The sequence below is a fragment of the Nocardioides aurantiacus genome (assembly GCF_003752505.1).
GTDB classification, from domain to species: domain Bacteria; phylum Actinomycetota; class Actinomycetes; order Propionibacteriales; family Nocardioidaceae; genus Marmoricola; species Marmoricola aurantiacus.
The window spans coordinates 360,635-385,496 of the sequence record NZ_RKHO01000001.1; the positions used below are offsets into that span (position 1 = coordinate 360,635).

Annotated in this window: 19 protein-coding genes and 1 tRNA gene; 13 read left to right on the forward strand and 7 right to left on the reverse strand. The window is 71.9% G+C overall.

Annotated elements, in window-relative coordinates; genetic code table 11:
- Window positions 1-37 precede the first annotated feature (37 nt).
- The 6 genes from nuoL to EDD33_RS01770 all read left to right on the forward strand — a co-directional run bounded on the left by nuoL (window position 38) and on the right by EDD33_RS01770 (window position 7,114).
- A complete protein-coding gene (gene nuoL / locus EDD33_RS01745; protein ID WP_123392887.1) occupies window positions 38-1,909 on the forward strand; it encodes an NADH-quinone oxidoreductase subunit L in 1,872 nt (623 codons plus the stop codon).
- Window positions 1,906-3,435 carry an NADH-quinone oxidoreductase subunit M gene (locus EDD33_RS01750; RefSeq protein WP_123388861.1) on the forward strand — a complete coding sequence of 510 codons (1,530 nt, stop codon included), beginning with the start codon at window positions 1,906-1,908 and terminating at the stop codon, window positions 3,433-3,435. Before nuoL ends, EDD33_RS01750 begins: the two co-directional genes overlap by 4 nt.
- Entirely contained in the window at window positions 3,432-5,024 is a 1,593-nt protein-coding gene (nuoN, locus tag EDD33_RS01755) for an NADH-quinone oxidoreductase subunit NuoN (protein ID WP_123388862.1), read from the forward strand. The genes EDD33_RS01750 and nuoN overlap by 4 nt, the downstream gene beginning before the upstream one ends.
- A 59-nt stretch (window positions 5,025-5,083) precedes the next feature.
- Window positions 5,084-6,016 (forward strand): polyprenyl synthetase family protein, encoded by a 933-nt coding sequence (locus EDD33_RS01760; protein WP_123392888.1) that lies wholly within the window; start codon window positions 5,084-5,086, stop codon window positions 6,014-6,016.
- Between the two features lie 263 nt (window positions 6,017-6,279).
- Window positions 6,280-6,645 (forward strand): CD225/dispanin family protein, encoded by a 366-nt coding sequence (locus EDD33_RS01765; protein WP_123388863.1) that lies wholly within the window; start codon window positions 6,280-6,282, stop codon window positions 6,643-6,645.
- Between the two features lie 16 nt (window positions 6,646-6,661).
- Window positions 6,662-7,114, forward strand: coding sequence for a DUF2752 domain-containing protein (locus EDD33_RS01770; protein WP_211332377.1), 453 nt, complete (start codon window positions 6,662-6,664; stop codon window positions 7,112-7,114).
- A 197-nt stretch (window positions 7,115-7,311) separates the two neighbouring features.
- Here EDD33_RS01770 and EDD33_RS01775 read toward each other — a convergent pair whose 3' ends face one another.
- From EDD33_RS01775 to EDD33_RS01790, 4 genes are all read right to left on the reverse strand, one after another.
- Complete coding sequence (locus EDD33_RS01775) at window positions 7,312-9,366, reverse strand: PhoX family protein (RefSeq protein WP_123388864.1); 2,055 nt, start codon at window positions 9,364-9,366, stop codon at window positions 7,312-7,314.
- A 119-nt stretch (window positions 9,367-9,485) separates the two neighbouring features.
- Window positions 9,486-10,415 (reverse strand): EamA family transporter RarD, encoded by a 930-nt coding sequence (gene rarD, locus EDD33_RS01780; protein ID WP_246003311.1) that lies wholly within the window; start codon window positions 10,413-10,415, stop codon window positions 9,486-9,488.
- A gap of 98 nt (window positions 10,416-10,513) precedes the next feature.
- On the reverse strand, window positions 10,514-11,581 hold the full coding sequence (locus tag EDD33_RS01785) for a 2-oxoacid:ferredoxin oxidoreductase subunit beta (protein ID WP_123388865.1): 1,068 nt from the start codon (window positions 11,579-11,581) through the stop codon (window positions 10,514-10,516).
- Entirely contained in the window at window positions 11,581-13,464 is a 1,884-nt protein-coding gene (locus EDD33_RS01790; RefSeq protein WP_123388866.1) for a 2-oxoacid:acceptor oxidoreductase subunit alpha, read from the reverse strand. The genes EDD33_RS01785 and EDD33_RS01790 overlap by 1 nt, the downstream gene beginning before the upstream one ends.
- Window positions 13,465-13,751: 287 nt before the next feature.
- Here EDD33_RS01790 and EDD33_RS01795 point away from each other — a divergent pair, with 287 nt between their 5' ends.
- The 6 genes from EDD33_RS01795 to EDD33_RS01820 all read left to right on the forward strand — a co-directional run bounded on the left by EDD33_RS01795 (window position 13,752) and on the right by EDD33_RS01820 (window position 19,873).
- A complete protein-coding gene (locus tag EDD33_RS01795) occupies window positions 13,752-14,774 on the forward strand; it encodes a sulfate ABC transporter substrate-binding protein (RefSeq protein ID WP_246003312.1) in 1,023 nt (340 codons plus the stop codon).
- The gene (cysT, locus tag EDD33_RS01800) at window positions 14,771-15,667 is read left to right on the forward strand and encodes a sulfate ABC transporter permease subunit CysT (RefSeq protein WP_123388868.1); all 897 of its coding nucleotides are present in this window, start codon (window positions 14,771-14,773) and stop codon (window positions 15,665-15,667) included. Before EDD33_RS01795 ends, cysT begins: the two co-directional genes overlap by 4 nt.
- A complete protein-coding gene (locus tag EDD33_RS01805) occupies window positions 15,657-16,553 on the forward strand; it encodes a sulfate ABC transporter permease subunit (protein ID WP_246003313.1) in 897 nt (298 codons plus the stop codon). The genes cysT and EDD33_RS01805 overlap by 11 nt, the downstream gene beginning before the upstream one ends.
- Complete coding sequence (locus EDD33_RS01810; protein WP_123388869.1) at window positions 16,550-17,587, forward strand: sulfate/molybdate ABC transporter ATP-binding protein; 1,038 nt, start codon at window positions 16,550-16,552, stop codon at window positions 17,585-17,587. Before EDD33_RS01805 ends, EDD33_RS01810 begins: the two co-directional genes overlap by 4 nt.
- Complete coding sequence (locus tag EDD33_RS01815) at window positions 17,584-18,384, forward strand: isocitrate lyase/PEP mutase family protein (RefSeq protein WP_123388870.1); 801 nt, start codon at window positions 17,584-17,586, stop codon at window positions 18,382-18,384. The genes EDD33_RS01810 and EDD33_RS01815 overlap by 4 nt, the downstream gene beginning before the upstream one ends.
- A 100-nt stretch (window positions 18,385-18,484) precedes the next feature.
- Window positions 18,485-19,873, forward strand: coding sequence for an NAD-dependent succinate-semialdehyde dehydrogenase (locus EDD33_RS01820; RefSeq protein ID WP_123388871.1), 1,389 nt, complete (start codon window positions 18,485-18,487; stop codon window positions 19,871-19,873).
- 250 nt (window positions 19,874-20,123) lie between these two features.
- Here EDD33_RS01820 and EDD33_RS01825 read toward each other — a convergent pair whose 3' ends face one another.
- Both EDD33_RS01825 and EDD33_RS01830 read right to left on the reverse strand, forming a co-directional pair.
- On the reverse strand, window positions 20,124-22,967 hold the full coding sequence (locus tag EDD33_RS01825; RefSeq protein WP_123388872.1) for a DEAD/DEAH box helicase family protein: 2,844 nt from the start codon (window positions 22,965-22,967) through the stop codon (window positions 20,124-20,126).
- A 42-nt stretch (window positions 22,968-23,009) separates the two neighbouring features.
- Window positions 23,010-23,501, reverse strand: a complete 492-nt coding sequence (locus EDD33_RS01830; protein WP_056536100.1) for a YajQ family cyclic di-GMP-binding protein — start codon at window positions 23,499-23,501, stop codon at window positions 23,010-23,012.
- 93 nt (window positions 23,502-23,594) lie between these two features.
- Between EDD33_RS01830 and EDD33_RS01835 the strand changes: the two genes are divergently transcribed.
- Window positions 23,595-23,677 (forward strand) — tRNA-Tyr (locus EDD33_RS01835).
- Window positions 23,678-23,777: 100 nt separating this feature from the next.
- Here the strand turns inward: EDD33_RS01835 and EDD33_RS01840 are convergent.
- Window positions 23,778-24,851: a sulfite oxidase gene (locus tag EDD33_RS01840; protein ID WP_211332378.1), complete on the reverse strand. Its 1,074-nt coding sequence runs from the start codon at window positions 24,849-24,851 to the stop codon at window positions 23,778-23,780.
- Window positions 24,852-24,862: the final 11 nt, after the last annotated feature.

Sequence of the window (24,862 nt, forward strand, 5' to 3'; positions counted from 1 at the left end):
CAGCATCCCGCTGGTCGAGCCCACCTCGGCCGGGTCGCTGGCGCTCCCGCTCGTCCTGGTCATCGCGCTCCCCGCCGTGGGCGCCGCGATCCTGCTGCTCGGCGGTCGGCGTACCGACGCCTGGGGGCACCTGCTCGGGACCGCGGCCGTCGTCGGCTCGTTCGTCTGCTCGCTGTGGCTCTTCCTCGGCCTGCTCGGCCGCGGTGAGGAGGAGCGCCAACTCGGGCTCGACCTGTGGACGTGGTTCGCCACCGGACAGTGGGAGGTGAAGCTCGGGCTGCTCTACGACCCGCTGTCGGCGCTGTTCCTGCTGCTCATCACCGGTGTGGGCGCCCTGATCCACGTCTACTCCATCGGCTACATGGAGCACGACGTGCGGCGGCGGCGCTTCTTCGGCTACCTCAACCTGTTCGTCGCCGCGATGCTCGTGCTGGTGCTCTCCTCGGACTACGTCGGGGTGTTCCTGGGCTGGGAGGGCGTCGGCCTGGCGTCGTACCTGCTGATCGGCTTCTGGCAGCACAAGCCGAGCGCGGCGGCGGCCTCCAAGAAGGCGTTCGTGATCAACCGGGTCGGCGACATCGGGCTCTCGCTCGGCGTCGGCCTGATGCTGGTCACGTTCGGCACGACCTCCTTCGACGAGGTCTCCGAGCTCACCAGCGGGGCCTCGGCCGGGGTGATGACCGCGATCGGCCTGCTGCTGCTCCTCGCCGCCTGCGGCAAGTCGGCGCAGTTCCCGCTCCAGTCGTGGCTGCTCGACGCGATGGAGGGCCCGACCCCCGTCTCGGCCCTGATCCACGCCGCGACCATGGTCACCGCGGGCGTCTACCTGATCGTCCGCTCGCAGTTCGTCTTCGAGTACTCCGACACGGCCCGGCTCGCGGTCGCGATCATCGGCACGATCACGCTGCTGATGGGTGCCTGGATCGGCTGCGCCAAGGACGACATCAAGAAGACCCTGGCCGGCTCGACGATGAGCCAGATCGGCTACATGGTGCTGGCCTCGGGCCTCGGTGTCGCGGGCTACGCCTTCGCGATCTTCCACCTGCTCACCCACGGCGCCTTCAAGGCCAACATGTTCCTCGGCGCCGGCTCGGTGATGCACGGCACCGACGACGACGTCGACATGCGCCACTACGGAGCGTTGCAGAAGGCGATGCCGGTCACCTTCCTGACCTTCGCCATGGGCTACCTCGCGATCATCGGCTTCCCCGGGTTCTCCGGCTTCTGGTCCAAGGACAAGATCATCGAGACCGCGCTCGCGGAGAGCCCCGTCCTCGGGGTCTGCGCGCTGCTCGGCGCCGGCGTCACCGGCTTCTACATGACCCGGCTGATGCTGATGACGTTCTTCGGCAAGCAGCGCTGGGAGCCCGGCGTGCACCCGCACGAGTCGCCCAAGGTGATGACCTTCCCGCTGGTCGCCCTCGCGGCGCTGTCGGTGCTGGGCGGCCTGCTGCTGCTCAACGACTGGATCGTCACCTTCCTGGCCCCCGTGACCGGTGAGGCCGAGGAGCACCACCTGCCGGTGCCGCCGATCCTCATCAGCGCGCTCGTGGTCGTCGTCGTCCTCGTCGGCGTCGCGCTGGCGGTCGTGCTCTTCGGACGCCGTGAGGTGCCCCGCGAGGCGCCGCGCAACGTCTCGGTGTTCACGCGCGCCGGCCGCAACGAGCTCTACGGCAACGAGGTCAACGACACCCTCGTCGTCCGGCCCGGCACGCAGCTCACCGCCGGGCTCGCCGCCTTCGACCGCACCGTGGTCGACGGCGGGGCGATGGGGACGGCCGCCTCGATCGGCGGACTCTCCCAGGCGCTGCGCCGCGCCCAGAACGGCTTCGTGCGCTCCTACGCGCTCTCCCTGCTGGCCGGGGCTGCCCTCGTCCTGCTCGCACTCGTGGTGGTGAACCTCGCATGACGCTCCCGTGGCTGACCATCCTGCTGCTGCTGCCGATCCTCGGGTCGGTCGTGGTCGCGTTCCTGCCCGCACGCCTGGGCGGTTCCCTGCCCAAGCTCGTCGGCATCGGCTTCTCCGTCCTCACCCTCGCGCTCGCGCTCGGCATCGCCGTCGCCTACCAGCCCGGCACCGCGCTGCAGTTCGCGGAGGAGGTGACCTGGATCGACCTGTTCGGGGCGCACTACGCCCTCGGGCTCGACGGCATCGGCCTCACGCTGGTGCTGCTGACGGTGATCCTCACCCCGATCGTGATGCTGGCCTCGTGGGAGGACGGCGAGACCGGACGCTGGGGCGCCAAGGGCCTGTTCGCGTGGATGCTCGCGCTCGAGGGCCTCTCGATCGGCGTCTTCGCGGCCACCGACGTGTTCTTGTTCTACGTCTTCTTCGAGGCCACGCTGATCCCCGTCTACTTCATGGTGGCCGGCTACGGCGGCCCCCGACGGGTCCAGGCGGCGGTCAAGTTCCTGCTCTACTCGCTGGCCGGCGGCCTGGTGATGCTCGCCTCGGTCATCGGCCTCTACGTCGTGTCCGCGGACAGCGAGGGCGGTCCGACGTACCTCATCAGCGAGCTCGCGCAGCTCGACATCGGCACCGCCGCCGGACGCTGGATGTTCGTCGGCTTCTTCATCGCCTTCGCGATCAAGGCGCCGATGTTCCCGGTCCACACCTGGCTGCCGGACACCACCGAGCAGGCGACGCCCGGCACCTCGGTGCTGCTGGTGAGCGTGCTGGACAAGATCGGCACCTTCGGGATGATCCGGTTCTGCCTGGAGATCTTCCCCGAGGCCTCGCGCTGGGCCACGCCCGTCGTGATCGTGCTCGCGGTGTTCTCGATCCTGTACGGCGCCCTGATGGCGATCGGCTCCTCGAACATCTCGCGGCTGATCGCCTACACCTCGGTGTCGCACTTCGGCTTCATCGTGCTGGGCATCTTCGTGATGAACAGCCAGGGCCTCGCGGGCGCCAACCTCTACATGTTCAACCACGGGCTCTCCACCGCCGCGCTGTTCCTGGTGACCGGCTACCTGATCTCGCGCCGCGGGTCCGCCCGCATCGAGGACTTCGGCGGCGTGGAGAAGGTGGCGCCGGTGCTGGCCGGGCTGATGCTCGTCGCCGGGCTGTCCTCGCTGGCCCTCCCGGGGCTCTCGCCGTTCGTCTCCGAGCTGCTCGTGATGGTGGGGGCGTTCGTCTACTCGCCGTGGGTGGCCGCGTTCGCGGTGCTCGGCATCGTGCTGGCCGCGATCTACGTGCTCTGGCTCTACCAGCGCACCATGACCGGGCCGGTCCACGACGGCGTCGCCGGCATGCGCGACCTCGGTCTGCGCGAGATCGGGGCGCTGGCCCCGCTGGTCGCGCTGATCGTGGCGCTGGGCTTCTACCCCCAGCCGCTGCTCGACGTGATCAACCCCGCCGTCGACCACACCATGTCGCAGGTCGAGAAGTCCGACCCCCGACCCACCGTGACCGAAGGGGAGGCCCAGGAGTGAACGGCTTCGACGCCCCGAAGATCGAGTACTTCACCGTCTCGCCGATCCTCATCGTCCTCGGCGTGGCCGTGGTCGGCGTCCTCATCGAGGCCTTCGCCCCTCGCAAGCTGCGCTACCCGGTCCAGGTCGGCACGGCCCTGGTCGGTCTCGCCGCCGCCTTCGCCACGTCGGTCGTCGTCTTCGCCCGGCTCAACCCGTTCGCCGGCGACGTCAAGGTCGGCACGGTCGTGGCCGAGGGTGCCCTCGCGGCCGACGGCCCGGCGATCTTCTGCTGGCTGCTCGTCCTGGTCCTCGGCGCGCTGAGCGTGCTGCTGTTCGCCGAGCGTCGGCTCGAGGCGGGCGTGGTCGGCTTCGCCGGCCAGGCGGCCGCCCTGCCCGGCACCGAGGCCGAGCGCGAGGCCTCGACCAGCGGCCTGGAGCACACCGAGGTCTTCCCGCTCATCATGTTCGCCATCGGCGGCATGCTGCTCTTCCCGGCGGCCAACGACCTGCTCACCATGTTCGTCGCCCTCGAGGTGCTCTCGCTCCCGCTCTACCTGCTCTGCGGGCTCGCCCGCCGGCGCCGGCTGCTGAGCCAGGAGGCGGCGCTGAAGTACTTCCTGCTCGGCGCCTTCAGCTCCGGCTTCTTCGTCTACGGCATCGCCCTGGTCTACGGGTACGCCGGGTCGATGGGCTTCGCCCAGATCGCCGCCGCCGTCCAGGCCGACGGCGGTGAGCGCGGGCTGCTGCTGGCCGGCATCGCGCTGATCTCGGTCGGCCTGCTGTTCAAGGTGGGCGCGGCGCCGTTCCACTCCTGGACCCCCGACGTCTACCAGGGCGCCCCGACCGCGGTGACCGCCTTCATGGCCGCCGCGACCAAGGTGGCCGCCTTCGGCGCGCTGCTGCGACTCTTCTACGTCGCCTTCGGCGGCAACCGCACCGACTGGACCCCGATGATCTGGGCCGTGGCCATCCTCACGATGGTGGTCGGGTCGGTGCTCGCGATCTCGCAGACCGACATCAAGCGGATGCTGGCCTACTCCTCGATCGCGCACGCGGGCTTCATCCTCACCGGGTTCCTCGGCATCCGCTCGCTGGACGAGGTCGCCGCCGGCAGCCTCACCGGGGTCAGCGCGGTGCTGTTCTACCTGACGACGTACGGCTTCACCACGCTCGCGGCCTTCGCCATCGTCACCCTGGTGCGCGACGGCGGCGGCGAGGCCACCCACCTCGCTCGCTGGCAGGGCCTGGGCAAGGAGTCGCCCCTCGTGGCCGGTGCCTTCGCCTTCCTGCTGCTCGCCATGGCCGGCATCCCGCTCACGAGCGGCTTCACCGGCAAGTGGGCCGTGTTCGCGGCCGCGCTGCAGGTCGGCGCCTGGCCGGTGGTGATCGTGGCCGTGCTGATGTCGGCCGTCGCGGCATACTTCTACGTCCGCGTGATCGTGCTGATGTTCTTCTCCGAGCCCGTCGGTGACGGCCCCAGCGTGACCACGCCCAGCATCATGACCTCGGTCGTCATCGGCTTCGGCGTCCTGGCCACCCTGGTGCTGGGCATCGTCCCGGGCGCCCTGATCGACGTTCTCGGCCGCGTGGGAGTATTCATCAGGTGAGCGCACCCCTCGCCCTGCCCATCCTCGACGCCGCGCTCGAGGCGCGGCTGCGCCGTCGGATGGACGAGGTCGAGGTCGCTCTCACCGACCACGTGGCCAGCGAGGCCGCCTTCGTGACCGAGGCCGCACGGCACCTCCTCGAGGCGGGCGGCAAGCGGTTCCGGCCGCTGCTGGTCCTGCTCGCCGCGGAGGCCGGCGACCGTCCCGACGACCCGGGCGTGCTCACCTCGGCCTGCGTCGTGGAGCTGACCCACCTCGCCTCGCTCTACCACGACGACGTCATGGACGAGGCCGACCTGCGGCGCGGGGCCGCGTCGGCCAACGCCCGCTGGGACAACCACGTCGCGATCCTCACCGGCGACTTCCTGTTCTCCAAGTCCAGCGAGCTGACCGCCGAGCTCGGGGCCGACGCCGTGCGGATCCAGGCCCAGACCTTCTCCTCGCTGGTCGAGGGCCAGATCCTGGAGACCGTCGGTCCCCGCGACGGTGCCGACGAGCTCGAGCACCACCTGCGCACCGTCGCCGGCAAGACCGGCTCCCTCATCGCCACCTCGGCCCGCTACGGCGCCCGCTTCTCCGGCGCCCCCCGCGACGTCGAGGACGCGCTGCACGAGTACGGCGCCAAGGTCGGCGTCGCGTTCCAGCTCTCCGACGACATCCTCGACATCGCCTCCGACACCGAGGAGTCCGGCAAGACGCCCGGCACCGACCTCCGCGAGGGCGTCCCCACGCTGCCGGTGCTGATCGCCCGTCGCTCCACCGACCCGGCCGACGCCCGCCTGGTGGAGCTCCTCGGGTCCGACCTGTCGGCCGACGAGCCCCACGCCGAGGCGCTGGCCCTGCTCCGCGCCCACCCGGCCCTGGCCGAGGCCCGTGCCTACGTCGTCGACCTGGCCGGCGAGGCCAAGGCGCTGCTCAAGGTCCTCCCTGACGGCCCCGTCCGCGCCGCCCTCGAGGCCTTCGCCGACGTCGTCGCCACCCGCACCGCCTGAGCGGCGTACGTCGGGGGGTGTCACGTCCGGCCCCGCGCGGTTTCCCGAGGTCGCTCGGGAAACCGTCGCCTCGCCGGGGTTGCGATCCCGGCGGAGCGACAGGCGCTCCGGCGCAGTGGCGTACGACGGGCCCGCGCGACCGTGCTCGTGGCGGGATGCCGCCCCCGACTGCCTGGTCAGAAGCACCACGCGCAGGGGTGGCGGGCCGATAACCTCCGATCGCCGCGCACCATCGGGTGGTGCGCCCACGAGAGGAAGCCTGCATGTCCCAGAACCAGCCCCCTTCCGGCGGAGGCTACGACGCTGCTCCGCCCCCGCCGCCCGGTGGCGGCTACGGCGCGCCCGGTGGCTACGGCACCCCGCCGCCCAACTACCTCGTCTGGTCGATCCTGACGACCCTGTTCTGCTGCCTCCCGCTCGGCATCGTCTCGATCGTGTTCGCCGCGCAGGTCAACAGCAAGTGGTCGGCCGGCGACGTCGCCGGTGCCCAGGAGTCGTCGGCGAAGGCGAAGAAGTTCGCGATCTGGTCGGCCATCGCCGGCGTCGTCGTGGCGGTCCTCTACATCGTCCTCATCGTCATCCTCGGTGTCGCGGGCTCCGGCTCGGCCGAGTTCAGCACCACCTCGTAGGGCGTCAGCCACCCCCGTGACGCAGCCCGTGCTCGACCAGGCCCCCGCCTCGTCCGCCCCTACCCAGGGGCGACGGGGCGGGGTGCTGGCGGTCGCCGGGGTGGCGGCGACCGGCCTGGCCGTCGGTGTGCTCCTGGCCGCCGTCGACCCCCACGAGCCCGGTCACTACCCGACGTGCCCGTTCCTGGCCACGACCGGTCTCTACTGCCCGGGCTGCGGTGCGCTGCGGGCCACGCACGACCTGCTGCACGGCGACGTGGTCGGTGCACTCGCCCGCAACCCGCTGACGGTCCTCGCGGCGCCGTACCTCCTCCTCGCCTTCGTGACGTGGGCACTGCGCCGCCTCGGCCGCCCCGCCCCCCGCTCGACCAGCCTGCCCCCGTGGGCGATCTGGTCCCTGCTCGCGCTGGTCGTCGGGTTCGGCGTGCTGCGCAACCTGCCGGGGTTTGCTTTCCTGTCGCCGGCCTAGCTGGCGCGTCGGTTCCCCAAGCGACCTCGGGAATCGGTCAGCCGGGGCTCCAGCGGACCAGCAGGAGCCCGCCCCGACGGGGACGGACTCCTGCCCGGCGTACTGCGCCGGAGATCCTGGTGCTGTGCCGGAGCTGTGGCTCCGGCGCGGTGGCTGTCCCGAGCGACCTTGGGAGACAGCCACGCCCCAGCGCCCGGTCAGTCCTGGTAGGTCACCACCACGGCGGGGCGGGCGAAGTCGTCGGTGCCCGGCCAGGTGGAGGAGGGGTTCTCGAAGGTGGCGCCGTCGGTCTCCCCGGGGTGCTGGACGGCGACGAAGACCGAGTGGCCGTCGTCGGTGATGAGCGGGCCGCAGGTCTCGGCGCCCGTGGGGACGGTGAGGAACTGCTGGACGTGACCGCGCTGCGAGCCGCTGACCGGCACCCGGAAGAGGCCGTCGTGCGAGCCGAGCTGGGCGCCGTCGGTGGAGATCCACAGGTTGCCGACGCTGTCGAAGGCGACGTTGTCGGGGCAGCTGATCGGGCTGACCTGCTGCTTGGGGTAGCCCGCGAAGTAGGTCTCGGGGGCGTCGGGGTCGCCGCACACCAGCATCAGGTCCCAGCCGAAGGTGGTGGCGCTGTGGTCGCCGCCGGCCGGGCTGATCTCCAGCACGTAGCCGTTGCGGTTGCCCGACTTGGTCTCCAGCGGGCCGCCCAGGGTGGAGCGGGTGCGGCTCTGGGCGAGGGGGTTCGCCTCGTCCGTGGGGTACGACGTGCCGCGGTTGCTGTTGTTGGTCAGGGCGCAGTAGACCTTGCCGTTGACGGGGTTGGGCTCGATGTCCTCGGGCCGGTCCATCTTGGTGGGGCTGACGGTGTCGGCGGCGAGACGGGTGTCGATGAGCACGTCGGCCACGCTCATGCCGGGCACGTAGGACGTCGTGTCGGAGGTGAGCCGGATCCACTCGCCGGTGCCGTCGTAGACGCCGTCCCCGGTGCCGTCGCCGGTGAAGCGGGCGACGTACAGCGTGCCCTCGGTGAGCAGCTCGAGGTTGCGGCGGCGGGCGGCGCGGCCCGGGCGACCGTCGTACGTGCGTCGCGACACGAACTTGTAGATGTAGTCGCCGCGCTCGTCGTCACCCATGTACGCCACGGCGCGGCCGTTGCGCGCGATCGCGACGTTGGCGCCCTCGTGCTTGAACCGGCCGAGCATCGTCTGCTTGCGCGGGGTCGAGCGGGGGTCGGAGGGGTCGACCTCCACGATCCAGCCGAACCGGAACGGCTCGTGCGGCTCCTTGCTCAGGTCGAAGCGGGGGTCGACCTCGCCCCAGCCGCGCGAGCCGGAGCCGGTCAGGCCGTAGCGGGCGTAGGACCTGGTGTAGCGGGCGTCGAGGGAGCCGGACTTGTCGAAGTAGCCGTTGAAGTTCTCCTCGCCCGACAGCACCGTGCCCCACGGGGTGGTGCCGCCGGCGCAGTTGCCGAAGGTGCCCCGCACGGTGCGGCCCTTCGGGTCGGCCGAGGTGCGTAGCCGCGGATCGCCCGCGGCGGGGCCGACCACGGCGAACTTCGTGGTGCCGGTGATCCGGCGGTTGAGCGGGGCGCTGCCGGGACGCACCTGCGTCCACGAGCCGCGCCGGCTGCCGCGCTGGAGCTCGACGACGGACATGCCGTGCGACTGAATCGCGATCTGCTTGATGGTCGCGGAGTCGTAGCGGCCGGTGGGGAACATCAGGTTCTCGTCGGTGTACTCGTGGTTGGTCACGAGCAGGGCCCGGTTGCGGCCGCGGGGCAGCACCCCGACGTAGTCGTTGTTGTAGCCGAACTGGAGCGCCGCCGACTCCGGCGTCTGGTTGTCGACGTCGAAGGCGGGGGAGCGCTTGAACAGCCGGTCGCCCCACTTCACCACGACGTCGGAGCGGTAGCCCCGCGGGACGGTGACCCGGTCGGCGGTGTTCGGCGCGACGGGGGTGAAGGCGGCGGTGGCGACCCCGCCACCGCGACGTGCGGCGACCGGCGCGGCGCCGGCGGCGGCCGGTGCGGCGGCCGCAGGAGCGGCGTTGACGCCGGCCACCGCCAGGGCGCCGATGCCGACGCCGGCGGCCGTGAGCACCGAGCGGCGGCGCAGGGCGCTGGCCGCGACCTCGTGGAACTCCGGGTTGTCGGAGGTGTTGGGCATGGGCTTGAAGCAGGCGTCGGCGCAGCGGTAGTGACAGGTCGCCGCGCTGCGCGAGCCGTGGGGGCCCTCGGTCAGGAGCGGGAGCAGCTGGTGCAGGGTCATCGGTTCTCCGAGTACGACGTGGGGTGGACCCCCCCAGCCAACCCAGCCCCGGCGGACCCCCGGTGACACCCAGGTGAACGCTGGCGGTCCGGTCCGGTCCGGTCCGGTCCGGTCCGGACCTAGACCGCGGCCGCCTCGGCCGACATCCGCAGCTGCTCGCGGCGGTGCTGCAGCGTCTCGACGGTGAACACCACGAGCGCGACCCAGACCAGGCCGAAGCCGACCCACTTCACCGGGGTCATCTGCTCGCCGAACACGATCAGCCCGAGCGCGAACTGCAGGGTCGGGGCGAGGTACTGCAGCAGCCCGATCGTGGTCATCGAGACCCGGGTCGCGGCGGCCCCGAAGCAGATCAGCGGCACCGCGGTGATCAGGCCCGTGGAGACCAGCAGCGCGGCGTGGCCGCCGCCCTCGGAGCCGAAGGTCGACCGGCCGGCCACCCCGAGCCACACCAGGTAGCCCAGCGCCAGCGGCACCAGCACCACGGTCTCGAAGGTCAGGCTCTCCACCGCCCCGACGTCGGCCTTCTTCTTCATCAGCCCGTAGGTGCCGAACGACCCGGCCAGCAGCACCGCGACCCACGGCGGGTGGCCGTAGTCGACGGTGAGCACCACGACCGCCAGCCCGGCCAGCGCGATGGCCGCCCACTGCACGGGGCGCAGCCGCTCGCCGAGGACCAGGACGCCGAGCAGCACGGTGACGAGCGGGTTGATGAAGTAGCCGAGCGAGACCTCGACGACCCGGCCGGCGTTGACGCCGTAGATGAACCCGCCCCAGTTGAAGGCGATCACCACCGCCGCCGCGGTGAGGAGCAGGAGCACCCGGCGGTCGCGCAGGATCGCGCGCAGCTGCGGCGTACGACGCAGGAGCAGCGTCAGCGCCACCATCGTCACCAGCGACCAGCAGACCCGGTGGGCGAGGATCTCGAGCGCCCCCGCGGGCTCGAGCAGCGTCCAGTAGAGCGGGAACAACCCCCACATGGCGTACGCCGCAGCCCCCAGGAGGAACCCCTGCTGCGCGGCGGTCCGGGGCTCACGGGTGCGCGACACGTCACTACCGTACGCCGCGGACACTCCTGACAGACACGGCCCCGCCGAGCAGGTCACTCGACGGGCGAGCTCCGGGCGAGCGGCTGAGTCCCGAGGACTCAGACGACCGTCCAGGTGTCGCCGCCGCTGATCAGCGTGGACAGCGCGGCGTGGGCGTCGTCCTGGCCGACGGCCGCGGTCGCGATCTGCGAGCGCGCCTGGTCGTCGTACGTCGCCCGCTCGACCTGGCGGAAGATCCCGATCGGCGACTGGTGCAGCACGCCCGCGTCGGTGAGCCGCGAGAGCGCGAACGCCGTCGTCGGGTCGTCGAGGTGCGCGTCGTGGACCAGGAGCTCGCTGTCGGCGACGGCGGCGGTGTCCACGACCTCGACCCCGCCGGTGCGCGCGCGCACCAGGCCCTTGGAGCCCTCGACGCCGAACCGGATCGGCTCGCCCTGGACCAGCGGGATGATCGCGTCGGCCTTGGTGTCGGGGTTCTTGATGGCGTCGAACGCGCCGTCGTTGAAGATCGGGCAGTTCTGGTAGATCTCCACCAGCGCGGTGCCGCGGTGGGCCGCGGCGGCGCTCAGCACCGAGGTGAGGTGCTTGCGGTCGGAGTCGATGGTGCGGGCCACGAAGGTCGCCTCGGCGCCCAGCGCCAGCGACACCGGGTTGAAGGGGTGGTCGACCGAGCCGGCGGGGGTCGACTTGGTGACCTTGCCGGGCTCGGAGGTGGGGGAGTACTGCCCCTTGGTGAGGCCGTAGATCCGGTTGTTGAACAGCAGGATCTTCATGTTGACGTTGCGCCGCATCGCGTGGATGAGGTGGTTGCCGCCGATCGAGAGCGCGTCGCCGTCACCGGTGACGACCCAGACCGACAGGTCCTCGCGCTGGGTGGCGATGCCCGAGGCGATCGCCGGCGCCCGGCCGTGGATGGAGTGCATCCCGTAGGTGTCGAGGTAGTAGGGGAAGCGCGAGGAGCAGCCGATGCCCGAGACGAACACGATGTTCTCGCGGCGCAGGCCGAGGTCGGGCAGGAACGACTGCACGGCCTTGAGCACGGCGTAGTCGCCGCACCCGGGGCACCAGCGCACCTCCTGGTCGGAGGTGAAGTCCTTGCCGGTCAGCTTGTCCTCGGACGTGGGCACGCCCTGGAGACCGGGGAAGGGGAGCTCGGCGGTGGTCATCAGTCCTCCTTGGTCGTCTCGACGAGGTCGGTGATGGCCTCGGCGAGCTCGGCGGCCTTCAGCGGCAGGCCGCGGACCTGGTTGTAGCCGACCGCGTCGACGAGGTACTTCGCGCGGACGAGCATCGAGAGCTGGCCGAGGTTCATCTCGGGGACCAGCACCTTGTCGTACCCCTTCAGGATCTCGCCGAGGTCCTGGGGGAACGGGTTGAGGTGGCGCAGGTGGACCTGGGCCACGTCGTGGCCGGCCTTGCGGACGCGGCGGCAGGCCGCGCCGATCGGGCCGTACGTCGAGCCCCAGCCCAGCACCAGGACCTTGGCCCGTCCCGACGGGTCGTCGACCTCGAGCGGGGGCAGCGACGCGGCGATCCGGTCGACCTTGGCCTGGCGGATCCGCACCATGTAGTCGTGGTTGCCGGGGTCGTAGGCGATGTTGCCGTGCCCGTCGCCCTTCTCCAGCCCGCCGATGCGGTGCTCGAGGCCGGCGGTGCCGGGGATGGCCCACGGCCGCGCGAGGGTCTCCTCGTCGCGCAGGTAGGGCCAGAAGTCGGCCTCGGTGGAGCCGTCCTTGGCGGTGGTCTCGTGGTTGGGCTCGGTGGCGAAGGCCGGGTCGATGATGGGCAGGTCGCCGACCTCGGGGATGCGCCAGGGCTCCGAGCCGTTGGCGAGCATGCCGTCGGAGAGCAGCATCACCGGCGTGCGGTAGGTGACGGCGATGCGGACGGCCTCGACCGCGGCGTCGAAGCAGTCGCCGGGCGACTGCGGCGCCACGATCGGCACCGGCGACTCGCCGTTGCGGCCGAACATCGCCTGCAGCAGGTCGGCCTGCTCGGTCTTGGTGGGCAGGCCGGTCGAGGGGCCGCCGCGCTGCACGTCGATGACGACGAGCGGCAGCTCGGTCATCACGGCCAGGCCGATGGTCTCGGACTTCAGCGCGACACCGGGACCCGAGGTGCTGGTGACGCCGAGCGAGCCGGCGAACGAGGCGCCGAGCGCCGCGCCGATGCCGGCGATCTCGTCCTCGGCCTGGAAGGTCGTGACGCCGAACCGCTTGTGCTTGCTCAGCTCGTGGAGGATGTCGGAGGCCGGGGTGATCGGGTAGGTCCCGAGGAAGACCGGCAGGCCCGACGCGACGCCGCCGGCGACCACGCCGTAGGCCAGCGCCAGGTTGCCGGTGATGTTGCGGTAGGTGCCGGCCTGCATCGGGGCGGGCTTGATCTCGTACTGCACCGCGAACGCCTCGGTGGTCTCACCGAAGAAGTAACCCGACTTGAAGGCCGTCACGTTGGCGTCGCGGATCGCGGGCACCTTGGCGAAGCGGCGCTCGAGGAAGGCGACCGTGGTCTCGGTGGGGCGGCCGTACATCCACGACAGCAGGCCGAGGGCGTACATGTTCTTGGCGCGGCTCGCGTCCTTGCGCGAGAGCCCGAACTCCTTGACCGCCTCGACGGTCATGCCGGTCAGGTCCAGGACGTTGACGGCGAAGTCGACCAGCGAGTCGTCCTCGAGCGGGTTCTCGGCGTACCCCGCCTTGGTGAGGTTGCGGCCGGTGAAGTCGTGGCTGTCGACGATGATCGTGGTGCCCGGCTTCATGTCGCCGAGGTTGGCCTTGAGGGCCGCGGGGTTCATCGCCACGAGCACGTCCGGGGAGTCGCCCGGCGTGAGGATGTCGTGGTCGGCGAAGTGCACCTGGAACGAGGAGACGCCGGGGAGCGTGCCCTGGGGCGCCCGGATCTCGGCGGGGAAGTTGGGCAGCGTCTGGAGGTCGTTGCCGAACGCCGCCGACTCCTGGGTGAACCGGTCGCCCGTCAGCTGCATGCCGTCACCGGAGTCGCCCGCGAACCGGATGATCACCCGGTCGAGCTGCTTGACCTGCTTGGCCACGTCGATCCTTCGTCTGGTCGGACACGTCCCGGCACCTGGTCGGACGGACCCGCGGGCCGCGCCGCCGGGCGCACGACCTCCCACTTTAGTCCGGCGTGTCGCAGGAACCGATGCGTCCCAGCGTGGAAGACGCCGCAGCGGCGTGATGCCTGTCACGACGCGGTACGCCGCGGCGCGTCGTCGGTGGACGGCGGGCGAGGCGGAGCCCAACCTGTAGTAACTTGCTCATGTTAATTGAGTTACTCGGGCTCCCCATTCTTTGAGCAAGGAAGACAACACACATGTCGATGACGTGGAAAGCCGCAGTCGCAGGTTCGGTCGCAGCCCTGGTGGCGCTGACCGGCTGCGGCACCAGCGGCGGCGCTGGCGGGTCGTCCGAGGGAGGCGCCACCTCCCTCTCCCTGGTGGGCTTCGCGGTCCCGGAGAAGGCCAACAAGGACATCCAGGCCGCGTGGGCCAAGACCGACGCCGGCAAGGGCGTGACCTGGAAGACGTCGTACGGCGCCTCGGGGGACCAGAGCCGTGCCGTCGAGAGCGGCCTGGATGCCGACTACGTGCACTTCTCGCTCGAGGGCGACGTGACCCGCCTGGTCGAAGCCGGCCTGGTGGCCGAGGACTGGAACGCCGGCGAGACCAAGGGCATCGTCTCGCAGTCCGTCGTGGCGCTGGTGGTCCGCAAGGGCAACCCCAAGAACATCCAGGGCTGGGACGACATCGTGAAGCCGGGAGTCGGCATCGTCACGCCCAACCCGGGCTCCTCGGGCTCCGCGCGCTGGAACATCATGGCGGCCTGGAACCACGTCATCGCCCAGGGCGGCACCGAGGCCGAGGCGACCGCCTTCGTCACGAAGTTCTTCGAGAACGCGGTGGCGCTGCCCGGCAGCGGCCGCGAGGCCACCACGGCCTTCACCTCCGGCAACGGCGACGTCCTCATCTCCTACGAGAACGAGGCCATCCTGGCCCGCGCCAACGGCGAGGACTTCGACTACGTCGTCCCCGACGACACCCTGCTGATCGAGAACCCCGGCGCCGTGCTGAAGGACGCCGACCCCAAGGCCCAGAGGTGGCTCGACTTCGTGCTCACCGACGAGGCCCAGGCGATCTTCGGCAAGGACGGGTTCCGGCCGCTGTCCGGCGAGGTCGACTACGACGTCGAGGGCGCCAACGACCCGAGCAACCCGTTCCCGGAGCCCAAGGACCTCGCCACCATCGGTGAGGACTACGACGGCTGGTCCGCGGTGAACGACACGTTCTTCGACGAGGAGAACGGCATCATCACCAAGATCCAGGCGGAGACGGGCAAGCAGTGACCGCGACTCGTACCGGCCCGGATCCCGGGTCAGGCACGAGCAGCACCCCGGGGGCGACGCCGACGCGTCGCCCCCGCGGGCGCGTCCGGGCCACCCAGACCGGCCAGCCCCTCGGGGTCGGGTCCACGCTGGGCCTCGGCATCGCCATGACGTGGTTCAGCCTGCTCGTGCTGATCCCGCTCGCCGCCGTGCTGGTCGCCGCCTCCACCGGAGGCTGGGACGGCTTCTGGACCACCATCACCTCGACCCAGACCGCGTCGGCGCTGCGCCTCACGGTCCTCGAGGCCCTGGGCGTCACCGCCCTCAACGTCGTGATGGGCACCGCCCTGGCCTGGGTGCTGGTCCGCGACCGGTTCTGGGGCAAGCGCGTCCTCGACCTCGTCATCGACGTGCCGTTCGCGCTGCCCACGATCGTGGCCGGCCTGGTGCTGCTCGCGCTCTACGGCCCGCAGTCGCCGGTCGGGATCGACGTCGCCAGCACCCGGATCGCGGTGTTCCTGGCCCTGGCCTTCGTGACGCTGCCCTTCGTGGTGCGCACCGTGCAGCCGGTCCTGGAGTCGCTCGAGCGCGACGTCGAGGAGGCCGCGGCCTCGCTGGGAGCGAGCCGTGCCACCACGTTCCGTCGCGTCATCCTGCCCTCGCTCGTGCCCGCCATCACCGCAGGCGCCGCGCTGAGCTTCGCCCGAGCGATCAGCGAGTACGGCTCGCTGGTGCTGCTCTCGGGCAACCTGTCCAACCGCACCGAGGTCGCTTCGGTCCGGGTCCTGGTCTACATCGAGAACGGCAACGAGGCGGCCGCCGCGTCGGTCGCCGCCATCCTGCTCGTGGTGGCCCTGCTCGTGATCGTGCTCCTCGACGTGATCCAGCGAAGGGTGGCCCGTCGTGGCGAGTGACCTGCTGTCCCCCGGGACCCCCGTCGCCCCGGAGACCCCGGGCGACACCATCCCCCGTCGCGGCCGTCGCCCGGACCGGCTGCGCGAGCCGTGGGCCGTGAGATGGCTGCTGCGCGTGGTCACCGTCGGCTACGTGTTCTTCCTCGTGGCCTGGCCCACCTCGCTGGTCTTCCGCAACGCCTTCGCCGACGGCACCCAGGGCGTCCTCGACGCGCTCACCGACGAGTCGGTCCGGCTCGCGCTGCAGCTCACGGCCGAGATCACCGTCTGGTCGGTGCTGATCAACCTGGTCTTCGGCGTCACGATCGCGATGCTGCTGGTGCGCTACCGGTTCCCCGGCAAGCGGCTGCTCTCGGCCCTCATCGACGTGCCGCTCTCGGTTTCCCCGGTCGTCGTGGGCCTCTCGCTGCTGCTCGTCTACAACGGCCGCGACGGCTTCCTCGGCACGACGCTGGAGAGCATCGGCGTGCAGATCATCTTCAGCGCCCCGGGCATGGTCATGGCGACCACGTTCGTCGCGCTGCCGCTGGTGATCCGCGAGGTCGTGCCGGTGCTGCAGGAGATCGGCGACGAGCAGGAGCAGGCCGCCCGCAGCCTCGGTGCCAACGCCCCGCAGACCTTCCGCCGGATCACGCTGCCGGCCATCAAGTGGGCGGTCGTCTACGGCGTCGTCCTCTCGCTCGCCCGGTCCCTCGGTGAGTTCGGCGCGGTCAAGATCGTGTCGGGCAACATCGTCAACCAGTCGCAGACGGCCACCCTGGTCGTCGAGCAGAAGTACCAGAACTTCGAGCAGACCTCGGCGTACGTCGTCGCGGCGCTGCTCGCGGCCGCGGCCATGGTCTGCCTCGTCGTGGTCGCCATCCTCCGCCCGAAGGAATCCTCATGAGCATCAACGTCTCCGGCGTCACCAAGAAGTTCGGTGACTTCGTCGCCCTCGACGACGTCACGGTCGACCTGCCCACCGGGCAGCTGACCGCGCTGCTGGGGCCCAGCGGCGGCGGCAAGTCCACGTTGCTGCGGATCATCGCGGGCCTGGAGTCCGCCGACAGCGGCACGGTCACCATCGAGGGCAACGAGGCCACCCACCTCCCGCCCCAGAAGCGCAACGTCGGCTTCGTGTTCCAGCACTACGCGGCCTTCAAGCACATGAGCGTGGCCAAGAACGTCGCGTTCGGGCTGGAGATCCGCAAGCGGCCCAAGGACGAGACCACCCGGCGGGTCGCCGAGCTGCTCGAGCTGGTGCACCTCGCGCAGTTCGCCCACCGGCTCCCGGCACAGCTCTCCGGCGGCCAGAGGCAGCGGATGGCGCTGGCCCGGGCGCTCGCGGTGGAGCCCACGGTGCTGCTGCTCGACGAGCCGTTCGGCGCCCTCGACGCCAAGGTCCGCAAGGAGCTGCGCGAGTGGCTGCGTCGGCTGCACGACGAGGTGGCCGTCACCACCGTGTTCGTCACCCACGACCAGGAGGAGGCCCTCGAGGTCGCCGACGAGATCGTGGTCATCAACGACGGCCGGATCGAGCAGGTCGGCACCCCCGACCAGCTGTACGACGAGCCGGCCAACGACTTCGTGATGAGCTTCCTCGGCCCCGTCACGCGGCTGGGCGGCACCCTGGTGCGGCCCCACGACATCGATGTCAGCACCACGCAGGAGCCGGGGTCGGTGCGCGGGACGGTCGAGCGGATGTTGCGCGTCGGCTTCGAGGTGCGGCTCACCGTCGCGCTCGAGCCCGACCACGCGGATGCCGCGGAGTCGCTCTCGGCCCCGACCGAGCGCGAGACCGTCGAGGTGACGGTCACGCGGGCCACCCAGCGGCACCTCCACCTCGAGGAGGGACAGCAGGTGTGGGTCGCCCACACCGAGGGCGCCCGCGCCGTACCCGAGCAGGCGGCGCTGCACACCCCGCTAGCGTCGGGCGCATGACGACTCCCGACCCCGCCCGCCAGAGCCTCGAGGGCGCCTCCGCCGAGCTGCTGCGCCTGCACACCGACCCGACCCTGCTGACCGTGGTCAACGTGTGGGACGTGATCAGCGCGACCGTCGTGGCCGAGACGCCCGGCACCAGCGCGCTGGCCACCGCCAGCCACTCCATCGCGGCCTCGCTGGGCTACGAGGACGGCGAGCAGATCCCCGTCGAGGAGATGATCGCGGCCGTCGGTCGCATCACCGCGGCCACGACGCTGCCCGTCACCGCCGACCTCGAGGGCGGCTACGGCGACGCAGCCGAGACGGTGCGCCGGGCGATCGGCGTCGGTGTCGTCGGCGCCAACGTCGAGGACCAGCTCAAGCCGGTGGCCGAGGCGGCCGCCCAGGTCGCCGCGATCCTCGACGCCGCCGCGGCCGAGGGCGTGCCGGACTTCGTGCTCAACGCCCGCACCGACGCCTTCGTCAAGGCCGGCGACCGCGACCCGGCCGCCGTGCTCGACGACGCGGTCGAGCGGGGCCGTGCCTACCTCGACGCCGGCGCCCCCGTGGTGTTCGTGCCGGGCAAGCTCGACGAGGCCCAGGTGACCACGCTGGTCGAGGCCTTCGGTCCGCAGAAGCTGACCCTGATCGGGCTCCCCGGCACCCCGCCGCTGGCCCGGCTGGAGGAGCTCGGCGTCGCCCGCGTCTCCTACGGCCCGCTGTCGCAGCGGGTCGCGCTCACCGCGCTGCAGCGGCTCGTCGAGGACGTGCTCGCCGGTGGCGGCGTCCCCGAGGACACCCGCCCGCTGAACTGACCCGCCCCACCCGCCGCCGCACCCTCCGCCCGACCACCTGCCCGACCACCTGCCCGTCCGGGCGTGGTGCGGCGGTGGCGTCGGCGGGTACACATGAGTCATGTCTGCCTACACGAGCACCAACCCCGCCACCGGCGAGACCCTCCAGGAGTTCCCCGAGCTCGACGCGGCCGGCGTCGAGGACGCCCTCGCCCGCAGCCACGCGGCGTACTCCAGCTGGCGCACCACCTCGGCCGCCGAGCGCGCCGAGGTCCTCAACGCCGTCGCCGCGGCGTACGACGAGCGCGAGCAGGAGCTCGCCGAGCTGATCGCCCTCGAGATGGGCAAGCCCGTCCGCCAGGCCGTCGGCGAGGTCAAGCTGTCCGCCGCGATCTACCGCTGGTACGCCGAGCACGGCCCCGCGCTGCTCGAGGACCAGGTCCTCGACGCTGCCGACGCCCCCGGCGCCGAGAGCTCGGTCGTCCGCACGCTGCCGATCGGGCCGCTGCTGGGGATCATGCCGTGGAACTTCCCCTACTACCAGGTGGCCCGCTTCGCCGCCCCCAACCTGATGCTCGGCAACACCATCGTGCTCAAGCACGCCCCCAGCTGCCCCCAGTCGGCGCTGGTGATGGAGGAGATCTTCGCCGGGTCCGGGCTGGTGCGCGACGCCTACGTCAACGTCTTCGCCACCAACGACCAGATCGCCGAGATGATCGCCGACCCGCGCATCCAGGCCGTGTCGCTGACCGGCAGCGAGCGCGCCGGCGCGGCCGTCGCCGAGATCGCCGGACGCAACCTGAAGAAGGTCGTGCTCGAGCTCGGCGGGTCCGACGCCTTCATCGTCCTCGACTCCGAGGACCTCGACGCGACCGTGAAGTCCGCCACCCGCGGCCGGATGAACAACACCGGCCAGGCCTGCAACGCCGCCAAGCGGTTCGTCGTCGCCGAGGGCCTCTACGACGAGTTCACCGAGAAGCTCACCGCCTCCTTCGCCTCGATGAGCCACGGCGACCCGCTGGACCCGAAGACCGCCATCGGCCCGCTGTCCTCGCAGCAGGCGGCCGACACCCTCGCCTCGCAGGTCGACAAGGCCGTCGAGCAGGGCGCGACGGTGCTCACCGGCGGCAAGAAGGTCGACGGCGCCGGCGCGTTCTTCGAGCCCACGCTGCTGGCCGGCGTCACGCCGGAGATGGACGCCTACCGCGAGGAGCTGTTCGGCCCCGTCGGCGTCGTCTACAAGGTCGGCTCGGTCGACGAGGCCGTGGAGCTCACCAACTCCTCGTCGTTCGGCCTCAGCGGCTCGGTCTGGAGCAGCGACACCGAGCTCGCCCAGCAGACCGCCGACCGCCTCGAGGTCGGCATGGCCTTCGTCAACGAGCACGGCACGACCATGCCCGGCCTGCCCTTCGGTGGCGTCAAGCGCTCCGGCTTCGGCCGCGAGCTCGGCGCCTGGGGCATGGAGGAGTTCGCCAACAAGAAGCTCGTCCGGGTGTCGTCGGCGACGTAGGGCTGTGGGGGGCAGTTTCACCGGCTAGCCGGCGAAACTGCCCGCCAGAACGGACATGTCGGGCGTCGGCGGGCAGTTTCGCCCGGGTCGGCGCCCGATGTGTCCGTACGCCGGGTCGGCTGGCCCACCGGCGAAGGTGTCGCCCGGCGGCGTACCCACGCAACCCGCTCCGCCTGTCACCGGGTCGTGAGCGCCGCGGCGACCCCGCCGTACGAGCGCTCGAGTGGCCGGCAGCCGACCACGCCCCCCGTCAGCTCCACACCCGCCGCACGACGCAGGTGACGGCGAAGGGGTCCTCGCCGCGGTGGGTGGCCAGCACGCCGGCGCCGTCGGGGGACTGGGCGTAGACCGCCTTCACGGTCGTGCCGTCACCGCTGGCCCAGTGGTGCCAGGCGCCCGCGAAGGCGTCGGCGGCGGTGCGCTGGCCGGCCAGGGCCGAGGGCACGGTGTGCCAGACCTCGCCGTCGGGCTGATGGCGGCCGCGGGAGCGCAGCCCGCGCTTGAGGCCGTCCAGGCCGGCGGGGGCCGAGGTGACGCGGCGGGGGACGACGTAGCGCGGCGAGGCCATCGGGGAGACGACCTCCTCGAACGCCGTGGCGAAGCGGGCCGAGACGTCCTCGTCGACGTCCGCGAGGCCGTAGGACGTGGTGCCGTCGGCAGCGACCTGCACCCGCAGCGCGTCCGAGCCGACCGGGGACAGGCCCGCGCGGTGCAGGCCGTCGGCGACGGCCGCGGCCGCGTGGCCGAGGCCGACACGGTGCTGCGAGGCGCCCTGCAGCGTGGCCCGGCCGAGCAGCGCGACGGCCGCCACGGCCGCGGCCCCCAGCAGCAGCACCCCGAGCACGACGACCGCCGCGAGCGGCAGGCCGAGCAGCGCCAGCGTCGCGACGAGCACGACGGCGACGACCGGGGGCACGGCGGCGAGCCGAGCGCCGGGACGTCGTGAGGACTGCTCGGTCCAGGAGGTGAGGCCGGTGGTACCGGTGCGGGGCTCGTCGGCGGGGGCGGCGCCGGTGCCGGTGCGGCGCACGCGCACGACGTGGCCCACGGCGTCGGCGACCTCGCCGCACGAGCGCCACTGCGAGCGGATCGCGTCGCGGTCCTCGGCGCGCACCAGCATCCGCGCGTCGATGGCGTCGTGCGCGTCGGCCGGCGGCGGGTGGAACTCGCTGAAGGCCGAGTCGACGCCGGCGACGCCGTCGACGACCTCGCCCTGCTCGTCGACGGTGAAGTAGCCGCGGTGCTTGCGCGAGAACCGGTCCCAGTCGCCGGCGCCCGCGACGTGGCCGTCGTAGGTGCACACCACGGTCCACACGAGCGCGACCTTGTCGGGGTGGTCGGGGTCGGTGCGCAGCGCGCGGCCCCGCGTCTGCACCACGGCGGTCGGGGTGGTCGCGGTGGTCAGGTCGACGAGGGAGGTGACGCACGGCGCGTCCCAGCCCTCGCCGAGCAGGCTGCGGGTGCCGATCAGGCACTGCGTGCCGCCCTCGGCGAACCAGCGGGTGAGGTGCCCCACCCAGGCGCCGCTCGTCCAGCGACCGGTGAGCACCGCGACGCCGTCCGCGTCCTCGATGCGCAATCCGCCGGCCAGCATCGGGTGGGTACGCCGGAGCCAGTCCACCAGCGCGGCCAGGGTGCTGTGCGACGCGGCGACCGTGCGGCCGGTCACCAGCACGGGCCGCAGCGCCGCGGCGTCGCGGTGGCGCAGCAACGAGGCCAGCACGCCCAGCGCCGAGCCGGCGGGTTCGGGGGTCGCCGTGCCCTCGTCGGTGGGGCCGTCGGAGAGCCGTCGACGGGTGGTCGCCGTGGCGCGCTCGTGGTCGCAGAGCACCAGCACGCGGGTGCGGTCGCCGAGGTTGCGCGCCTCGGCGGCGGCGATGCCGGCCACCGCCGCCTCCTTGGCGCGCGAGCGGGCGGTGACCCGGTCGACGGTCCCGCGTCCGGTGCGTACGCCGCGGCGGGTCCAGGTGTAGCCGATGGCCGGCAGGGTGCGGCGCACGGTCTCGAGGACGTCGCGGTCACCTGCCCCGTCGGCCCCCTCGACCTCGGCGCGCGGCTGGATGCAGCCGCGCAGCCAGTCGTCGACCAGCACCCGCCAGTCATCGGCGCCGGGGTCCTCGCGGTGCCGCTCGAGCAGGACCGCGCCCGGCGGCAGCGCCAGCAGCTCGGCGTGGGCGAGCCGCAGCACCGCGTCGGCGAGCTCCGGCTCCCGCGTGGACTGCTCGGCCCAGGTGGTGGCGGGTCCGTCGGCCCCGGCCTCGGAGTCACCGGGGAACCGGTGCTGCAGCCAGGTCGGGAACGGCGTCGAGCCGAAGCCCGGCGCGAACAGGTCGCTGGTCAGCTCCGCGAAGCGCGTGGACTGCTCGGCCAGCCAGGCGGCCTCCTCGGGCGTCGGCTCGACCAGCCAGGCCAGCTCGGCGTACGGCGCGAGGGTGCCGGCCGCGACGAGCGCCGGGATCGTCGCCTCGTAGAGCACCGGCCCGAACAGCTCAGCCGTCAGGTCGACCTGGGCGCGGGTCATGGCGCCGGGGGGTGTGGCGGTGAGGCCGAGCACGACGGCCTCGGGGAGCTGGTCGAGCACCTCGCGCAGCAGCTCGCCCCAGACCTCGAGCAGGTGGTGGCACTCGTCGAGCACGACGAGCAGCGGACCGGCCTCACGCATCGTCTCGACCAGGTCGCGGCCGTGGGGGTGCAGCCGGTCGAGGTGGCTCGGGGAAGGCTCCTCCACGTCGCCGGTCTCAGCCGCCTCGCGGTCGTCGTCGTCGAAGACGGCCAGCGACTGGTAGGTCAGCGAGGTGAAGCTGCTGCGCAGGTCGCGCCGGTTGCCGGCGGGCGGCCCGTCGTAGGACTCCCAGGTGTGGGCCCACTGCGCCGTGATCGCGGTGTTGGGCGAGAGGACCAGGGTGCGCAGGCCCAGCAGCCGGGCGACCTCGGTGCCGACCAGCGTCTTGCCGGCGCCCGGGGGCATGGTGACCCACCAGCGACGGCTGCCGGCCTCGGAGGCGCGGCGCACGGCCTCGAGGGCCTCGTGCTGGTGCGGGCGGAGCGGGACGGGCGAGCTGAGTCCGTCGTACGACGGGACGGGGGGTAGCAGTGGAGCTCCTTCGACGGGTCGGCGCGGTGCCGGGGGAGTCGTCTAGCGGTAGTTGGTGAACTGCACCGGGAAGTCGTAGTCCTGCGACTTCACGAGCTGCTGGACCGCCTGGAGGTCGTCGCGCTTCTTGCTGCTGACGCGCAGCTCGTCGCCCTGCACCTGCACCTTGACGCCCTTGGGGCCCTCGTCGCGGATCAGCTTGCCGACCTTCTTGGCGTCCTCGGAGGTGATGCCCTCCTTGAGGGCCACCGAGATCTTGGACTCGCGACCGGACTGGCGGGGCTCCTCGGCGTCGAGGATCTTCAGCGACTGCTGACGCTTGACCAGCTTGTCGCGGAACACGTCGAGGACGGCGGACGCGCGGTCGTCGGCGTTGGCGGAGATCTCGACCCCGTTGTCCCCGGCGCGCTTGATCGTGGCGCCGGTGCCCTTGAAGTCGAAGCGTTGCGAGATCTCGCGCTCGGCCTGGTTGATCGCGTTGTCGATCTCCTGCTGGTCGAGCTTGCTGACGATGTCGAACGACGAGTCGGCCATGTCCGGGTGGTCCTCCTGGGCGATTTAAGTTCTGGGTCGAGGCTGCGCTATCGTCTCTTCCGCTGCGGGCCACCCTACGTGGTCCCGACGCATGGCAGGTTGTCCGAGCGGCCAATGGAAACGGACTGTAAATCCGTCGACTTATGTCTACGCAGGTTCGAATCCTGCACCTGCCACCGAGCGGTACGTCGAGAACCCGCAGGCCTCTGGCCTGCGGGTTCTTGCATGCCCCGGTGGGGTGAGGCCACGGCGGAGGGCAGCGTGGCGTCGTGGCTCTCAGACCGCGTGGACGCGGAGGTGTGGGCGAGCGTTGTTGACGTAGCCCTTGGGGTTCCACAGTGCTGCTTCGCTCTCGGGCTGGGTGGCTGCCGAGGAGTCCCAGGCGCGCACGACGATGTCGTGCTCTCCGGGTGCGAGGTCGAGCACGATCCGCCACTGCCGCCAGGCCCACGGCCCCTGGTCGTCGAGGAGCTCTGCCGTCGACCAGCTCGCGCCGTCGAGCGAGACGTCGACGCGGGTGACGTGCCTCTCGCCGCCGGCGAACGCGTGACCGCGCACGCAGAGCGATCCCGCGGGAACCGTGTCGCCGTTCCTCGGCGTCACCACGTCGGAGTTCAGCGCCACGAGCCCGAGAGGCATGCCGAGGCCGGCGCCCGGCACTCCGTCCTCCGGCAGCAGCCGGTAGACGACGTCCTGGAAGTAGCCCGGCCACGGGGTCGGGCGGATCTCGATCTCCTCGAGCCACTTGACGCTGCGAGCCCCGATGTAGCCGGGCACGACGACGCGCACCGGCGCGCCGTGGACGGGTCGCAGGGGTTCGCCGTTCATCTCCCAGGCGAGCAGGACCTCGGGACGTGACGCCTTCGCGAGCGGGATCGAGCCACCGAAGCGCTGGGCGGGTCTCGCCTCCGGTGCGACGTCGGCGCCCACGAAGCCGACGTGCTCGGCCTCGGGCCGCGGGCCGGCGAGCGCGAGCACGTCGGCGAGCGCGACCCCGGTCCACGTCGCGGTCCCGGTGGCACCCGGACCCCACGGCGCCTCTCCCGGGATGTCGCGGATGCCGATCAGACCTGCGCGCCGGTTGCCCGCGCACTGCAGCGTCGCCGTGACCTCACGCTCCTGGAACGCCTCACGCAGGGTCGCGAGGGAGAGACCCAGCTCACGCTCGGCGGCACCGTGCACCCTCAGCCGCCACGTCCCGGGATCGAGGTCCGGCACCTCGCCGTGCCCCCGCACGTAGAAGGCGTCGGTCGGGGTCAGCGGCTCGGCCAGGGCAGCCAGGTCGCTCTCGGCGTTGAACGGCTGCTCCTGGTGGACGATCATGTCCGCGCGTTTTCCGTGGCGACCCATGTCCGGATCGT

Bases quoted from the DNA above. Each gene is read 5' to 3' on its own strand.
- EDD33_RS01750 (WP_123388861.1), top strand. From the start codon at position 1,906: ATGACGCTCCCGTGGCTGACCATCCTGCTGCTGCTGCCGATCCTCGGG.
- EDD33_RS01760 (WP_123392888.1), top strand. From the start codon at position 5,084: ATGGACGAGGTCGAGGTCGCTCTCACCGACCACGTGGCCAGCGAGGCC.
- EDD33_RS01765 (WP_123388863.1), top strand. From the start codon at position 6,280: ATGTCCCAGAACCAGCCCCCTTCCGGCGGAGGCTACGACGCTGCTCCG.
- EDD33_RS01775 (WP_123388864.1), bottom strand. From the start codon at position 9,366: ATGACCCTGCACCAGCTGCTCCCGCTCCTGACCGAGGGCCCCCACGGC.
- EDD33_RS01785 (WP_123388865.1), bottom strand. From the start codon at position 11,581: ATGACCACCGCCGAGCTCCCCTTCCCCGGTCTCCAGGGCGTGCCCACG.
- EDD33_RS01795 (WP_246003312.1), top strand. From the start codon at position 13,752: ATGACGTGGAAAGCCGCAGTCGCAGGTTCGGTCGCAGCCCTGGTGGCG.
- EDD33_RS01810 (WP_123388869.1), top strand. From the start codon at position 16,550: ATGAGCATCAACGTCTCCGGCGTCACCAAGAAGTTCGGTGACTTCGTC.
- EDD33_RS01815 (WP_123388870.1), top strand. From the start codon at position 17,584: ATGACGACTCCCGACCCCGCCCGCCAGAGCCTCGAGGGCGCCTCCGCC.
- EDD33_RS01820 (WP_123388871.1), top strand. From the start codon at position 18,485: ATGTCTGCCTACACGAGCACCAACCCCGCCACCGGCGAGACCCTCCAG.
- EDD33_RS01830 (WP_056536100.1), bottom strand. From the start codon at position 23,501: ATGGCCGACTCGTCGTTCGACATCGTCAGCAAGCTCGACCAGCAGGAG.
- EDD33_RS01840 (WP_211332378.1), bottom strand. From the start codon at position 24,851: ATGGGTCGCCACGGAAAACGCGCGGACATGATCGTCCACCAGGAGCAG.